Origin of the sequence: Actinocorallia aurantiaca (genome assembly GCF_039533685.1) — a bacterium.
Taxonomy (GTDB): Bacteria; Actinomycetota; Actinomycetes; order Streptosporangiales; family Streptosporangiaceae; genus Actinocorallia; species Actinocorallia aurantiaca.
In genome coordinates this window covers 182669-198135 of the sequence record NZ_BAAATZ010000009.1, presented here as the reverse complement: position 1 = coordinate 198135, position 15467 = coordinate 182669, and the positions used below count along the sequence as shown (strand labels likewise).

Genomic DNA, 15467 nt, shown 5'->3' with positions numbered 1-15467 from the left:
ATCGCCCCTGGGCAGGGCGTACGAGAGATTGCCGATCTGTGATCGGACCGACAGCGCAGTGCAGCCGCAGGGACAGCTTCTGGTCACTGTCGGCGACGGCCCCTCGTCACTCGGGACCGCCTCGCCAACACCCGTCCCAGACTCCCCTGGGATGACGGGCGACCCCGGCTACGACGGGCCCGGCACCGGACCGGACGCTCCTGCGAGGCCGGTACGTCCGACGGCCGGAACGGCCGGATCCCCCGGTACGTCCGACGGCCGGATCCCCCGGTACGGCGGACGGCCGCCGCCCGGCACCCCGGGGGATGACGGACGGCGGTGACGGCGTCAGGCCTGGCCCAGGCGCTCCAGGATGATCTCGCGGGCGCGGGCGGCGTCGGCCTGGCCCCGGCTGGCCTTCATGACGGCGCCGACGAGGGCGCCGGCGGCGGCGACCTTGCCGTCGCGGACCTTCTGCGCCGTGTCGGCGTTGTCGGCGATCACCTTGTCGACGATGGCGACCAGCTCGCCCTCGTCGGAGACGACCTTGAGGCCGCGCGCCGCGACGACCTCGTCGGGGGCGCCCTCGCCGGCCAGCACGCCCTCGAAGACCTTGCGGGCGAGCTTGTCGTTGAGCTCGCCGGCGTCGACGAGCGCCTGGATGCGGGCGACCTGCCCCGCGGTGATCGGCAGCGCGGACAGCTCGACGCCCTGGGTGGTGGCGGTGCGCGACAGCTCGTTCATCCACCACTTGCGGGCGGCGCCGGGCGAGGCCCCGGCCGCGATGGTCTCCTCGATGAGGTCGAGGGCGCCCGCGTTGACCACGTCGCGGAACTCCTCGTCCGACAGGGACCAGGCCTGCTTGATCCGGACGCGGCGCGCGGCCGGCAGCTCGGGGAGGGCCTGGCGGATCTCCTCGACCCACGAGCGGGCCGGGGCGACCGGCACGAGGTCCGGCTCGGGGAAGTAGCGGTAGTCCTGCGCGTCCGACTTGGACCGGCCGGGGCTGGTGGTCCCGGTGTTCTCGTGGAAGTGCCGGGTCTCCTGGAGGATCGTGCCCCCGGCGTCGAGGATCGCGGCCTGCCGCTCGATCTCGTGCCGGACCGAGCGCTCCACGCTGCGCAGCGAGTTGACGTTCTTGGTCTCGGTGCGGGTGCCCCACTCGGAGGCGTCCTTGAGCATGAGCGAGACGTTGACGTCGCAGCGCATGGAGCCCTCCTCCATGCGCACGTCCGAGGCGCCCAGCGCGCGCACGAGCTCGCGCAGCTCGGTGGCGTAGGCCTTGGCGACCAGGGGGGCCTTCTCCTCGGTGGCCTCGATCGGCTTGGTGACGATCTCGATCAGCGGGATGCCGGCCCGGTTGTAGTCCACCAGGGAGTGCGACGCGCCGTGGATGCGTCCGGTCGCGCCGCCCACGTGGGTGGACTTGCCGGTGTCCTCCTCCAGGTGGGCGCGCTCGATGCCGATCCGGTACGTCTCGCCCTCGACCTCGACGTCCAGGTACCCGTCGAAGCAGATCGGCTCGTCGTACTGGGAGATCTGGAAGTCCTTCGGCATGTCCGGATAGAAGTAGTTCTTCCGGGCGAAGCGGCACCACTCGGCGATCGAGCAGTTCAGCGCCAGGCCGATCCGGATCGCGTACTCGATGGCCTTCTCGTTGACCACCGGGAGCGAACCGGGCATGCCCAGGCAGACCGGGCAGACGTGGGTGTTGGGCGCCCCGCCGAACTCCGTGGGGCAGCCGCAGAACATCTTGGAGGCCGTGCCCAGCTCGATGTGGGTCTCGATGCCCAGCACCGGCGAGTACTTGGCCAGGGCCTCGTCAAAGGGGATGAGAGTGGTCACAGCGCGGGAGCCTTTCCGAGCAGGGGGCCGCCCCAGCGGTCCTCCAGTGCCTTCTCGACCGCGGCGCCCACCCGGTAGCAGCGGTCGTCGGCCAGGACCGGGGCCATGATCTGCAGGCCGACCGGCAGTCCGTCCTCGTCGGCCAGGCCGCACGGGACGGAGATGGCCGCGTTGCCCGCCATGTTCGACGGGATGGTGCACAGGTCGGCCAGGTACATGGCCATCGGGTCGTCGGCGCGCTCCCCGATCGGGAACGCGGTCGTCGGGGTGGTCGGCGAGACGAGCACGTCGACCTGGCCGAAAGCCGCCTCGAAGTCCCGGGCGATCAGCGTGCGCACCTGCTGGGCCTTGCCGTAGTAGGCGTCGTAGTAGCCCGACGACAGGGCGTAGGTGCCCAGGATGATGCGGCGCTTGACCTCGGGCCCGAACCCGGCGGCGCGGGTGAGGGCCATGACCTCCTCGGCCGAGCGGGTGCCGTCGTCGCCGACCCGCAGGCCGTAGCGCATCGCGTCGAACCGGGCCAGGTTGGAGGAGGCCTCGGACGGGGCGATGAGGTAGTAGGACGACAGGGCGTAGTCGAACGACGGGCAGGAGACCTCGACGACCTTGGCGCCGAGGGACTCCAGCAGCTCCACCGTCTCGTTGAAGCGGGCCAGGACGCCCGGCTGGTAGCCGTCGCCGCCGAACTCCTTGACGACGCCGACGCGCAGCCCGGCCACGTCGGCCTGGCGGGCGGCCTCGACGACCGGCGGGACCGGCTGCGAGATCGAGGTGGAGTCCCGCGGGTCGTGGCCGGAGAACGCCTCGTGCAGCAGGGCCGCGTCCAGGACGTTGCGGGCGAACGGGCCGGGGGTGTCCAGCGAGGAGGCGAACGCCACCAGGCCGAAGCGGGACGAGCCGCCGTAGGTCGGCTTCATGCCGACCAGGCCGGTGACCGCGGCGGGCTGGCGGATCGAGCCGCCGGTGTCGGTGCCGGTGGCCAGGGGCGCCTCGTAGGCGGCCACGGCCGCCGAGGAGCCGCCGGACGAGCCGCCGGGGATGCGGGAGAGGTCCCACGGGTTGCTGGTGGGGCCGTAGGCGCTGTTCTCGGTGGAGGAGCCCATCGCGAACTCGTCCATGTTGGTCTTGCCCAGGATCACCAGGCCCGCCTCGCGGAGGCGCGTGGTGACCGTCGCGTCGTACGGAGGCACCCAGCCTTCGAGGATCTTGGAGGCGCAGGTGGTGGGCATGTCCCTGGTGGTGAACACGTCCTTGTGGGCGATCGGCACGCCCGCCAGGGGCCCGAGCTCCTCGCCGGCGGCGCGCCGGGCGTCGACGGCCCGGGCCTGCTCCAGCGCGCCCTCGGCGGCCACGTGCAGGAAGGCGTTGACCTTCCCCTCGACCTGCTCGATGCGCTCCAGGTGCGCCTGGGCGACCTCGACTGCGGTGGTCTCGCCGGCGGCGATGAGCCCGCCCAGCTCGGCTGCGGTCTTGAAGATCATCAGTCCTCCTCCTCCAGGATCCGCGGCACCCGGAAGCGCTCGTCCTCGGCGGCCGGGGCCCCCGAGAGCGCCTCGGCGCTGCTCAGCGTCGGCTGTACCTCGTCGGGCCGGAAGACATTGGTGATCGGCAGGGCGTGGGTGGTCGGCGGGATGTCCTCCGCCGCCACCTCCTGCACCCGCGCGACCGCGGACACGATCGCGTCCAGCTGGACGGCGAAGTGGTCGAGCTCTTCCTCGCCGAGGGCCAGCCGGGACAACCGAGCGAGGTGCGCGACCTCGTCACGGGTGATGGACATAGGGATAGCCGTTTCGGAGTGATCGACTGGGATTCGACTCCATCCTATGGCCAACCCGCCTTCCACCCGACCTCTCGTCCCCAGGGCGACGCCCGCCTGACGACGCGCCGCCCGCGGCCGAACGCACGCTGACACGCGCTGAACGACCCACAGGGCGGCGCCCGAGGCGACGCCCGGAGGGGCCGTCGCGAGCGGGTGCCTCAGGTGACGGGCTCGGGGGCGCGGCGCGTCCCGCCGCGCATCCACTCGGTGGCGGCGGCGCTCTCCATGGGGCGGCCGAAGTGCCAGCCCTGGCCCATGTCGCAGCCCATCTCCAGCAGGCCCTCCGCCACCTCGGCGTCCTCCACGCCCTCGGCCACCGAGTGCAGGCCCAGGGTGCGGGCCAGCTCCACGATCGAACGGACGATCACCGCGTCCTCCGCCGACTCGGTCAGCCGCCGGACGAAGGAGGCGTCGATCTTGACCTCCCTGACCGGCAGGCGCTTGAGCCGCACCAGCGAGGAGTAGCCGGTGCCGAAGTCGTCGAGGCTGAGCGGGATGCCCAGGGCGGCCAGGGTCCGCACGGTCTCGGAGGCGTAGGCGGACTCGTTCATGAGGATCCGCTCGGTGATCTCCAGCCCGAAGGCGTCGGGCGGCAGGTCGCGCTCCAGCAGCTCGGCGGTGATCGTCTCGGCGAGCTGCCCGTCCAGCAGGTCGCGCCCGGAGACGTTGACGGTCACCGGGACGCGCAGCCCGGACCGCCACCACGCGTGCGACTGGGCCAGCGCCTCGCGCACCACGTAGTGGGTGATCGACTTCATGAGGTACGTCTGCTCGGCCAGCGGCAGGAACTCCTCGGGCCCGATCAGCCCGCGTTCGGGGTGCCGCCAGCGCAGCAGCCCCTCCATCCCGGCCAGCCGCCCGTCGTCCAGCCGGATCTTGGGCTGGTAGTGCAGTTCCAGCTCCCGCCGGTCGATGCCCCTGCGCAGGTCGCCGAGCAGGCCCAGGCGGGCCGGGGAGTTGCGGTCGCTGGCCGGGCTGTAGATCTCCACGCCCGAACGGCCCTCCTTGGCCACGTACATGGCCACGTCGGCGCGCTGCAGCAGCAGTTCGAAGTCGGGGGCGTGGTCGGGGCAGAGCGCGATGCCGACGCTGCCCTCCAGGTCGAAGGTCATGCCGTCCAGGCGCACCGGCTCGCTCAGCGCCGCGCGCAGGCGCACCGCCACCTCGCGGGCGGCGTGGACGTCCCGGACCGACGGCAGCAGCACCGCGAACTCGTCGCCGCCGAGCCGGGCCACCAGGTCGCCGGGGCGGACGCTGTGCGTCAGCCGGTGGGCGATGATCTGCAGCAGCCGGTCGCCGGTGGCGTGGCCCAGGGTGTCGTTGACCTCCTTGAAGCGGTCCAAATCGATGAGGAAGAGCCCGACCTTGCGGGTGCGGTCCCCCCGGTCGCCCTTCTGCCGGGCGGCGGCGAGCGCCTCCTCCGAGCGGGCGATGAGCAGTTTGCGGTTGGGCAGGCCGGTGAGCCCGTCGTGCAGCGCCTGGTACTCCCGGCGGACCGAGGCCGAGGCGGTGAGGTAGACGGCGGTGAAGGGCAGCACGATCAGCGGGACGAAGGCCGGAGAGCGGTCCATCGCCACCACCAGGATCGGCGCCAGCCCGAGCAGCGCGAGGTGGGCCAGCAGCTGGTAGCCCAGGTCCCAGCGCAGCACCCGCTGCAGGGAGATCCGCTCGTGCAGCGCCACCGCGCCGGCGACCAGGACGTCGTTGGCGGCGAAGTAGGCCATCCCGGCCAGCATCACCGGGGCCAGGTCGGCGCCGTCGGGCACCCAGACGTGGTCGGGGTCGGCGGAGATGCCGAAGCCCCACAGGACCGCGCCCGCCGCCGTCTGCGCCAGCGCGTACTGGGCGACGTTGAAGGCGGTGCGGTGCGCGGACTGGCGGCGGAAGACGCCGCGGATCACCAGCGCGACGGAGTGCAGCGCGATCGCCAGCGGGAGTCCCGCGTACAGCAGGGCGGCGAACGTGAAGGTGATCGAGATGGTGGCGCAGTTGTCCTCGTTGGAGCCCGGGGTGATGATCGGTTTGAGCTCGCCGAAGACGATGAAGGCGGCCAGCAGCCAGAACACCGGGTTGGCCAGGCCCGCTTCGAGATCGCAGGAGGTCAGCCCGGAGAGCGCCGCGGCCAGCACGACGGCCCCGACCGCGGTGACCGCGGTCAGGTAGGTCCACAGTGGTGAACCGGTCCGGGGGCGGGTGTCCCGGGTGTTGTTCGGGTCCTTCATCAGCTTCCTCAGTGGCACACCGGATTGAGGCTTCAAACAGGTGCTCATGAGGAGGGTAAGGCTTTCCCTCTGCTTTATGAAACCGGATGCGTACGTTCTGTTACAGAATGAGAGTCGAAGATGTCTCCCAAAGAGGGATATCTCCGCCGCTTCCTACACTTCACAGAGTGCACCTGCTCACTCCGGGTTCAGCGTTACACCTCTGGCCACATCCGGCCCCTGCTCCAGCAGCACCCGGAAACCCGCCTCGTCCAGGATCGGAACGCCCAGTTCGACTGCCTTGTCGTGCTTGGACCCGGCGTTCTCGCCCACCACCACGAACGAGGTCTTCTTCGACACCGAGCCCGCGGCGCGCCCCCCGAGGGCCTGGATGGCCTCCTTGGCCGAGTCGCGGCTGAAGCCCTCCAGCGAGCCCGTCACCACGACGCTCAGGCCCGCCAGCGGGCGGGGGCTGTCCTCGGCGGCGGCGTCCTCCAGCCGGACGCCCGCCTCCTTCCACTTGCGGACGATCTCGCGGTGCCAGTCCACCTGCCACCAGTCGATGATCGATCTGGCGATCGTGGGCCCGACGCCGTCGACGGCCGTCAGCTCCTCCTCGGTGGCCTCGAAGATCCGGTCGAGGGAGCGCATCTCGCGGGCGAGGTCCTGGGCCGCGCGCGGCCCCACGTGCCGGATGGACAGCGCCACCAGCCACCGCCACAGCGGCTGCTCGGTCTTGGCCTTCTCCAGCTCGGCCAGCAGGGTCTCGACGACCTTCTTGGGGGTGCCGTTGGTGTTGGCGAAGAAGGTGACGACCTTCTCCTCCCCCGTCTTGGGGTCGATCTTCGGCGTGCCCGAGTCGGCGTCCAGCACCATGCTGCGGATCGGCAGGAGCTGCTCGACCGTCAGGTGCAGCAGGTCGCCCTCGTCCTTGACCGGGGCGTCCACCGGTTCCAGCGGCTGGGTGAGCGCGGTGGCCGCGACGTAGCCGAGCGCCTCGATGTCCAGCACCCTGCGGCTGCCCAGGAAGTAGATGCGCTCGCGCAGCTGCCCCGGGCAGAACCGGGTGTTGGGGCAGCGGATGTCCTTGTCGCCCTCCTTGGCGTAGGCCAGCTCGGTGTGGCACTCCGGGCAGCGCTCGGGCATCCGGAACTCGCGCTCGGTGCCGTCGCGCAGCTCCACGACCGGCCCGACGATCTCCGGGATGACGTCGCCGGCCTTGCGGAGCACCACGGTGTCGCCGATGCGCACGCCCTTGCGCACCACCTCGAAGGCGTTGTGCAGGGTGGCCCGCTCGACCGTGGACCCGGCCACCGAGACCGGCTCCATCACCCCCCATGGGGTGACCCTGCCGGTGCGCCCGACGCCGACCCTGATGTCGAGCAGCTTCGTGCGCACCTCCTCCGGCGGGTACTTGAAGGCGATCGCCCAGCGCGGGGCGCGGCTGGTGGAGCCCAGGCGGCGCTGGAGGGCGCGGTCGTTGACCTTCACCACCACGCCGTCGATCTCGTAGGCGGGGTCGTGCCGGTGCTCGCCGTAGTAGGCGATGTACTCCTTGACGCCCTCGATGTCGGGCACCACCCGGTACAGCCCGCTGACCGGCAGCCCCCAGGTCTGGAACAGCTCGTAGGTCTCGCTCTGGCTCGCCGGGACCCGCGGGCCGCCCTCCCAGGCGCCGTAACCGTGGACGATCATGTCCAGCGGGCGCTGCCGGGTGATCCGGGGGTCCTTCTGGCGCAGCGCGCCCGCCGCGGTGTTGCGGGGGTTGCGGAAGGACTCCTCGCCGTCGGCGGCCCGCTTCTCGTTGATCTTCTCGAAGGTCTCGACCGTCATGAAGACCTCGCCGCGGATCTCCACCCGATCGGGCACGTCGTCGCCGGCGAGCCGCGTGGGGATCGAGGCGATCGTCCTGATGTTGTTGGTGACGTCCTCGCCCTGGACACCGTCTCCGCGGGTCACCCCGCGCACCAGCTCGCCCCGCTCGTAGGTCAGCGCGATCGCCAGCCCGTCGATCTTCAGCTCGCACAGGTAGCCGCCGTCCGGGACGCCGCCGATCCCCGCCTCCAGGCGTTCGGCCCAGACGCCGAGCTCGTCGAAGTCCATCGCGTTGTCCAGGCTCTGCATCCGCTCCAGATGCCGCACCGTCGCGAAGTCCGTGACGATCTCGCTGCCGACCGTCTGCGTCGGCGAGTCCGGGGTCACCAGCTCGGGGTAGGCGTCCTCGATCTCCTGCAGCTCGCGCAGTCTCAGGTCGTACTCGATGTCGCTGAGCACCGGCTGGTCGAGGACGTAGTAGCGGTAGTTGGCGTCCCTCAGCTCACGTACCAGCTCGGCATGCCGCTCCACGCTGCTCAAGTCTTCCGACCTCCCGATCCGCTCCGGCCCGACCTGCTCACTTGGGGGGCGACCCCCAGACCCCGCAGAGGGGAACACCCGATCCTCGCTTCGCCGCGGTCGGCTGTTCCCTCCATCTTCCCGTGAGGCACCGACACTTCCGCGCCTTCACTCGGGGTTTTCGGACAGCGATCTCGCCGCGTTGACGCAGTGCTCCAGCGCTTGTCGGGCATACCGCGGCGAAGCGCCCGCCAGCCCGCAGGCGGGGGTGACCACGACCTGCCGCGCCAGGGAGTCCGGGCGGATTCCCAGCCTCCGCCACAGCTCCCGGACCGGCTGGACGGACCGCCCGGGATCGGGCAGCGGGGCGTCCACCCCGGGGATCACCCCGAAGAAGAAGGCCACTCCGTCCTCGATGGCCTCTCCGATGACCTCGTCGCCCTTGACGGGAATGGCGGAGGGCTCCACCGAAAGGCCTCTCGCACCCGCCCCCAGAAGCACCTTGAACGGGACGTCCCGGGCGCAGCAGTGCACGATCGGGAAGGCGTCCGCCGCGGCCAGGACCTTGCGCAGCCCCTCCTGCACGACCGGCGCGGCCACCGAGCGCAGGGTGCGGAAGCCGCTGGCCGTCGGGATCCTCGCGGCCAGGACGGCGGGCAGCGACGGCTCGTCCACCTGGAGCAGGATCTCCGCCCTCGGAAGCCGCCGCCGCACCTCGGCCACGTGCTCCCGGACGCCGTCGGCAAGCGAATCCACGAGGTCGCGGACGGCTCCGGCGTCGCGCAGCACCCGCTCCCCCGCCGGCAGCTCGATCGAGGCGGCCAGCGTCCAGGGGCCGCAGACCTGGAGTTTGACCGGCCCCTCGGGATCCCGTTCCTCCAGGAGGTCCAGGTCCCGCTTCAGATAGTCGTGGGCGCGCCGCATGTCGACGCCGGGGCGGTCGGCGAAGCGCCACCCGGACGGCTGCAGGTGCACCGGCAGCTCCACCAGGAACGCCGCGCCGCGGCCGACCATGTCGGCGCCCGGACCTCGTCCGGGCAGTTCGGGTAGATGGGGCAGGGGCAGCTCTCCGAACACGTTCCCGACCGTCCCGGCCGCGTCCGTTCCCGGATACGACCCGACACCCGTCGCGCTCGCCTCAGACCAGGGAAAACTCACAGGCCCATTCTGCCGGGCTCCGGCGGTGCCCTATCCTGCGCGCCATGCGCGCACGCCCGGTGATCGCGGCCTGTCTCGTCCTGACGACGGCCTGCGGCGGGTACTCCCCTCCGGGCCCTCTCGCGCTGCGCGAGCTGCCCCGGCCCGACATATGCCGGGATCTCCCCGAGAAGATCGTTGCCAGGGCGATGGGGGCCTCCCCCGCGACGTGCGCGACCGACGTCCAGAAGGACACCCATGGCGCGCGCTTCCAGAGCGTCGCGAAGAAGAAGGCGGTCGCTCTCGTCGTGTCGTACCAGCGCCGGTACTCCTTGAAGACGGGGCTGGACATGTGGGAGGTCCACGGGTTCGTGGAGGGCGAGAAGTCGCTCCTCGTCGGAGTCGGCGAAGGGGCGCTCTTCGATCCCGCCACGGACTCCATGCTGGCCGTCTCGGAGCACCTGCTCGTCATCGTGGGCGTCCAGTCCACCGCCGGGGTGCCCGACGAGGGGCTCGCCGACCGGCTGCTGCCCGTGCTGGAGATCGCCCTGGAGCGGGGAGAGAAGGCCCTCGTCACGCCCTCGCCCCGGAGCGGCCCGCCCGGCGCCCGCGGTGATCGTCCGGCTTCCTAAGTGATTTCCAGGAGATTATCAATATTTCTCCAGACAAGAGAGTGTGATCCGGGTTACTCTCGTGGAACGGTCCCGCAAGGTGTGAAGGGGTTCCACAAGAGTGATGACCATCATCGGTCTGGTCGCGGGCGCGCTCACCACCGGCTGCTGGCTGCCGCAGTTGCTGCGAACCTGGCGGACCCGGTCCACGGACGACTTCTCCTGGGTCTACCTGGCCCTGCTGACCTGCGGCGTGAGCATGTGGCTCGCCTACGGGCTGGCCCGGCGCGACCCGGTGATCACCATCGCGAACGCCCTCACCCTGCTGGCCCTGCTGACCATCGCCGGGTTCAAGGCCCATCCGCAGGGCGCCGGCCCGGCCGCTCCGCGGGCTCAGGCCACCGGCACGGCGGAGGAGATCGTCGCCGACCCCAGCACGGTGTCGCCCTCGTAGAGCACCGCGGCCTGGCCCGGGGCCACGCCCTGGGCGGGGGTCAGCAGCCGCAGCCGCAGCACGCCGTTCTCGATCACCGGCTCGCAGTCGTGCACGGCCCCGTGGGCCCGCAACTGCACCTGGCAGCGCTCCGGCAGCCCGCCTTCCAGGCCGACCAGCCGCTCCCCCGTGATCACGTCGACGTCCAGCGCCTCGCGGGGCCCGACCCGCACGGTGTTGGTGACCGGGGAGATGTCCAGCACGTACCGCGGCTTGCCGTCCGGGGCGGGCGTGCCGATCCTCAACCCCTTGCGCTGGCCCACGGTGAACCCGTACGCGCCCTCGTGCTCCCCGACGACCTGGCCGCCCTCGTCGACGATCGGGCCCTTCTCCGTGCCGAGACGGGAGGCCAGGAACGCCCGGGTGTCGCCGTCGGCGATGAAGCAGATGTCGTGGCTGTCGGGCTTGTCGGCGACCTGGAGACCTCGTCGCCCGGCCTCCTCGCGGATGGCGGCCTTGGTGGTGTCCCCCAGCGGGAAGAGCGCGTGCCTCAGCTGCTCGCGGGTGCACACCGCCAGCACGTACGACTGGTCCTTGCCCTCGTCCACGCCGCGCCGCAGCACCCCGTCCTCGACCTGGGCGTAGTGGCCGGTGCAGACGGCGTCGAAGCCCAGCGCCAGCGCCCGGTCCAGCAGCGCGGCGAACTTGATCTTCTCGTTGCAGCGCAGGCACGGGTTGGGCGTGCGGCCCGCCGCGTACTCGGCCACGAAGTCCTCGACCACGTCGTGGTCGAACCGCTCGGCCATGTCCCACACGTAGAAGGGGATGCCGATCACGTCGGCGGCCCGGCGGGCGTCCCGGGAGTCCTCGACGGTGCAGCAGCCCCGCGCGCCCGTCCGGTAGGACTGCGGGTTGGCGGACAGCGCCATGTGCACGCCGGTCACGTCATGGCCCGCCTCGGCCACCCGGGCGGCGGCCACGGCCGAGTCGACGCCGCCCGACATGGCGGCAAGCACGCGAAGAGTCATGGTCCCGCCAGGATATCCGGCGGCGCCTCCCCTCGGGGCCGCTCGAAGGCCGTAGCATGGTCGGCGATATGGGCATCTTCAAGCGATCGCGCGGTGGCGCGTCTGCGGCCGCGGCCATAGGCGCTTTCTGGGAGCAGTGGCCCGGACTTCGGGACTCCGTAGAGGGCTCCGTCCAGGGCTCCGGAGGCGAGGGCGCCGGCGGGACGGTTCCCGACGAGGTCCGGGAGCGGCTCGACGAGCTCGTCCGGGCCGTCCACCCGGAGCTGACCTGGGAGCTCGACGCGGAACGGCGCGTCCTCACGCTCACCGGCGGCGGCCTCGCCGAAGCGCGCGGCGCGGCCGAGCGCTGGCGCAAGAAGCGCCCCAAGCGCGACCCGTGGACGTTCCACGCCGCCCGCCAGCCCGACCCCGGGCGCCTCGAGGGCAGGCTCGCGCTCGGCGACCACGACTTCGACCTCTCCTACGTGAAGTTCGGCATGCGGGTCGACCAGGCCCGCGCCCGCGTGGACATCTCCGCCTACCACCCCGACTTCCTGTTCGTGGACGACGAGACCCGGCTCAAGGTCGCCTTCCGGGTGCTGGACTGGGCCCTGGGCGAGGACGACGTCGCCCGCTGGATCGGCGAGGTCACCATCGCGGTCGAGCCCCCCATCGACTCCCTGCCCCCCTCCCTCCTCGCCTCGGTCGTGGAGCAGATAGCCGAACCTTTTAAGGAGGGGGCGTGGCTCACGGGCGAGGGCCGCACCCCCCGAGGCCACCCCGCCCAGCTCGCGGTCCGCTTCCCCCTGCACCGCCAGGACCACCCCCTGTGCGAGGTCCACGTGGCCGTCTCCCTCCCCTACGCCCACAGCAACCCCGACCTCCTGCCGGTCGGCTCCTCCGCCTCGGCGCTCCGCGAGGCCGAGAAGCGCCTGGACTCCCTCCCCGGCACCGTCCTCGCCCTCCGCGAGACCGGTGACGGCCGCCGCGTCTTCCACCTCTACGCCGACCCCGACTCCGGCGCCCTGGCCGAACTCGACCAGTTCGCCGCCTCCTGGCCCGAGGGCCGCGCCAAGGTCGAATCCCAGCCCGACCCCTCCTGGCAGGCCCTGGCCCCGTACCGCCACTGACGTTTCCTCGGTTTTTTCGGGGAAGAGACGTGCTATTTGTCGACTTCACGCATCGACTGTCGCCGAACTCCCGAATCCCGGAGCGGAACGGGATCGCATGGACGCTTTCCACAGGCGCTGCGCCCGGTCCGTCGATCCCGTGAGAGGTCGGGACAAGGGATCCGTCGCACTTTCCGCGGCGTCCAAGTTATGTGAGAATGATCGGTACGGAAACGGTGCCCACGTCAAGAGAAGCCAGGTCGATGTCGATATGGACTTGAGACAGCCGAAAACACCCTTTCGGGCCAGTCCGATAATGCCGCGCGGCTCCTCGTGATGAGTTACGATCCGTCCATGACACCACCCGGCCCGGGCAGGAACTCGAACTTCGACTGGAACGAGTTCAACCCGGAATCCTACCTCGAGCACAATTATGCCGAGGCCAGGAAAGACGATATCCGATTCGTTTCGACCATCGGCGACTTCTTTCTCGGGCGGCTGGGCGGGAGCGACGCGCTCCGGGGTGTCGACGTGGGGACCGGGACCAATCTCTATCCCGCCCTGGCCATGCTCCCCTTCTGCCGGGACATCACGCTCATCGAGCGCTCCGAGGCCAATCTGAAGTGGCTGGAGCGGGAGGTCCTCGACTACTCCCGGGTCTGGGATCCCTTCTGGCGGGAACTGGCCGCGAAAGAGCGCTATCCCGAGGTGGCCGACCCGGCGGGCGCCCTCAGGACCAAGGCCGTGGTCGAGTCCGGCAGCATCTTCACCCTTCCCCGTAACAAATGGGAAATAGGAACGATGTTCTTCGTCGCGGAATCCATCTCCGCCGACGTGGAGGAGTTCCGTGAGGGACTGCGCTGTTTCATCGGCAGCCTCGTTCCCGGAGCGCCGTTCGCGGCCGGCTTCATGGAGCAATCCCAGGGGTACAAGGTCGACGGGCGCCTCTTCCCCGCGGTCTCCATCACCGACGAGGACATTCGGAAGTGTCTGAAGGGCCTCGTCGAGGACGACCTCCAGTTCACCTTCGAGAGCGTCGGGGACCACCCCCTGCGCCACGGGTACACCGGAATGATCCTGGCCTGCGGACGGAAACGGCGGGCCGAGACCGGAACGGGGGTCTGACGGATGAGAATTCAGCCGCGCCAGCAGATCATCGACATCTGGACGGCGCTCGTGCGGTCGGCGATGCAGGACGGCAAGTGGTCCTGGGGCGGCAGGGTGCAGCCCAACTCCATCAGCGACGCCGAGCAGTTGCTCTGCATCATGTACCCGGCCTCGGTCCTGCCCTACTTCAAGGTCGACCTGCCGGACGAGACCTCCGAGGACGTCGCGCTCCCGCTGGCCGGGCTGGGCAACGACGTCATCCCCCAGATGATCGTCGACCTCATCTCCGAGTACCTGGAGGCCTACACCGGCGAGGACGGGACCCCGCTGTTCGGCGGGGGAAGCTACTTCCACAGCGCGGAGGAGGGCAAGGACCCCACCTCGGCCCAGTTGGCGCTCAACGTGGTGGACTCCTTCTCCATGTCCGTCTCGCTGATGCTCTCCACCATCGGCTTCCTGAGGACCTTCCGCAGCGTGGTCCGCGACCCCGGCCGGGTCGTCCGGCTGGAGTCGCTGGAGCAGCAGGCCAGCAAGCGGCTCACCGCGGCGATGGTGGGGCTGCTGCGCAGCTTCACGGTCAACGCGTTCCTGCCGGACTCCCCGCAGGGCCTCAATCTGCTGCGCAGCGTCAACCAGGCCGACGCCTCCAAGACGCAGGTGGCCGACGACCTCCACTACGCCCTGCGCGAGGTCCGGGCCTCGGTTCGCGACTTCACCATCGGCTCGGGGCAGACCGGCAAGCTGGAGAACACCCGGCTGCTCTTCGAGGTGGGCTGGAGCTGGGGAGTGGTCAAGGACGCCCCGCCGATCGACACCCCGGCGGACGTCGGCCGCCAGCCCGAGGGATACGCCCAGGACGCGCCCTTCCTGTACTTCACGGTCAACGCCCTCGACGGAATCGCCGACCTCTTCTCGCCCCGCACCGTCGTGCTGCGCCTGCTGGACGAGGAGCAGCAACGGCTCGCGCAGGCGCTGCGCCTGCGCTGGCAGCTCACCCAGAACTACTGGTCCGCCATCGCGACCTTCGGCGACCGCCGCTGGCCGCTGGAGGACATCCCCTGGCGGACGACCGACGGCGAGGAGTCGGACTACTACAGCCTCCTGATCACCTCCATGGTCGTGCAGGAGCTGGAGAGCTCCCAGGCCCCCGACGACCGGATCCGGCGGCTCAGTGCAGTCCTGGAGGAGCTCGCCCAGCGCGGCCGCATCACCCGCCGCGCCACCACCGGCGACTGGGGGGTGCGCTTCCACTCCCCCGGCACCAGGATCGGCCTGGTCGGCACCGAGAAGGCGGGCGGCCCCCCGCTGCTCTGGCAGGTCTACGACTACTCTGCCGTCCTGCTCAAGCGCACCCTCCAGCTGGCCGAACTCGCGCGCAACGTCAGCCTGCAGGACAAGCTCATCGCGCTCACCGACCAGGTATGGGACCACCTGCTGCTCAGGCAGATCAGCTCAGGCCCGAGCCAGGGACTGTGGGATCAGCCCGGGAACGTCTACCCCCAGCTGGAGCCCGACGAGAGCGGCGACCTGCCGTCCTGGTACCTGACCGAGCGCATCATCGAGTGCATGGTGGTGGCGACCGAACTGCTCTCCGCGTCGACCCTGCAGAGCCCCCGGTTGTTCGACTACGCCCGCGACCTGCTCAACGAGGCCGATCGCCTGTACGACTACGAGGTGCTCAAGGGGCTCGCCGCCGAGGGCGGAGGGCTCCGGTCGGAGCTGGAGAGGGCGCGCAGGAATCTGATCAGGGCCCGCGAGCTGCTCTCCGACCGCCCGGGCACCTCCGTGGCGATCGCCATGGAGGTACTGCGCTTCCTCGACCAGCAGGAACTCGCGCGCAAGGACGCGGACCGGCACACCATCGCCGACCGGGGAGTCCTCTGAC

The 15467-nt window shown here is 70.7% G+C and carries 12 protein-coding genes; 5 read left to right on the top strand and 7 right to left on the bottom strand.

The annotated features are described in order from the left end of the window. Nucleotides 1-327: 327 nt before the first annotated feature. The 6 genes from gatB to ABD327_RS13670 form a co-directional block, all read right to left on the bottom strand. Entirely contained in the window at nucleotides 328-1860 is a 1533-nt protein-coding gene (gatB, locus tag ABD327_RS13695) for an Asp-tRNA(Asn)/Glu-tRNA(Gln) amidotransferase subunit GatB (protein WP_344450977.1), read from the bottom strand. Then, nucleotides 1821-3305 (bottom strand): Asp-tRNA(Asn)/Glu-tRNA(Gln) amidotransferase subunit GatA, encoded by a 1485-nt coding sequence (gatA, locus tag ABD327_RS13690; RefSeq protein ID WP_344450722.1) that lies wholly within the window; start codon nucleotides 3303-3305, stop codon nucleotides 1821-1823. Before gatA ends, gatB begins: the two co-directional genes overlap by 40 nt. Beyond that, nucleotides 3305-3601, bottom strand: a complete 297-nt coding sequence (gene gatC, locus ABD327_RS13685; protein ID WP_425547109.1) for an Asp-tRNA(Asn)/Glu-tRNA(Gln) amidotransferase subunit GatC — start codon at nucleotides 3599-3601, stop codon at nucleotides 3305-3307. Before gatC ends, gatA begins: the two co-directional genes overlap by 1 nt. A 200-nt stretch (nucleotides 3602-3801) precedes the next feature. Further along, entirely contained in the window at nucleotides 3802-5865 is a 2064-nt protein-coding gene (locus ABD327_RS13680) for a putative bifunctional diguanylate cyclase/phosphodiesterase (protein ID WP_344450721.1), read from the bottom strand. Between the two features lie 177 nt (nucleotides 5866-6042). Further along, the gene (ligA, locus tag ABD327_RS13675; RefSeq protein WP_344450720.1) at nucleotides 6043-8199 is read right to left on the bottom strand and encodes an NAD-dependent DNA ligase LigA; all 2157 of its coding nucleotides are present in this window, start codon (nucleotides 8197-8199) and stop codon (nucleotides 6043-6045) included. 147 nt (nucleotides 8200-8346) lie between these two features. Further along, complete coding sequence (locus ABD327_RS13670; RefSeq protein WP_344450719.1) at nucleotides 8347-9336, bottom strand: methionine synthase; 990 nt, start codon at nucleotides 9334-9336, stop codon at nucleotides 8347-8349. Nucleotides 9337-9380: 44 nt separating this feature from the next. On the opposite strand from ABD327_RS13670, the gene ABD327_RS13665 reads away from it, so the two are divergent. Next, entirely contained in the window at nucleotides 9381-9947 is a 567-nt protein-coding gene (locus ABD327_RS13665) for a hypothetical protein (RefSeq protein ID WP_344450718.1), read from the top strand. A 103-nt stretch (nucleotides 9948-10050) separates the two neighbouring features. Beyond that, nucleotides 10051-10380, top strand: coding sequence for a SemiSWEET family sugar transporter (locus ABD327_RS13660; RefSeq protein WP_344450717.1), 330 nt, complete (start codon nucleotides 10051-10053; stop codon nucleotides 10378-10380). Here ABD327_RS13660 and mnmA read toward each other — a convergent pair. Then, nucleotides 10320-11387, bottom strand: a complete 1068-nt coding sequence (mnmA, locus tag ABD327_RS13655) for a tRNA 2-thiouridine(34) synthase MnmA (protein ID WP_344450716.1) — start codon at nucleotides 11385-11387, stop codon at nucleotides 10320-10322. The genes ABD327_RS13660 and mnmA overlap by 61 nt on opposite strands. A gap of 68 nt (nucleotides 11388-11455) precedes the next feature. Between mnmA and ABD327_RS13650 the strand changes: the two genes are divergently transcribed. From ABD327_RS13650 to ABD327_RS13640, 3 genes are all read left to right on the top strand, one after another. Further along, nucleotides 11456-12496: a DUF695 domain-containing protein gene (locus ABD327_RS13650; protein ID WP_344450715.1), complete on the top strand. Its 1041-nt coding sequence runs from the start codon at nucleotides 11456-11458 to the stop codon at nucleotides 12494-12496. A gap of 333 nt (nucleotides 12497-12829) precedes the next feature. Beyond that, nucleotides 12830-13600 carry an SCO2525 family SAM-dependent methyltransferase gene (locus ABD327_RS13645; RefSeq protein ID WP_344450714.1) on the top strand — a complete coding sequence of 257 codons (771 nt, stop codon included), beginning with the start codon at nucleotides 12830-12832 and terminating at the stop codon, nucleotides 13598-13600. A 3-nt stretch (nucleotides 13601-13603) separates the two neighbouring features. Then, entirely contained in the window at nucleotides 13604-15466 is a 1863-nt protein-coding gene (locus tag ABD327_RS13640) for an SCO2524 family protein (protein WP_344450713.1), read from the top strand. Nucleotide 15467 lies beyond the last annotated feature (1 nt).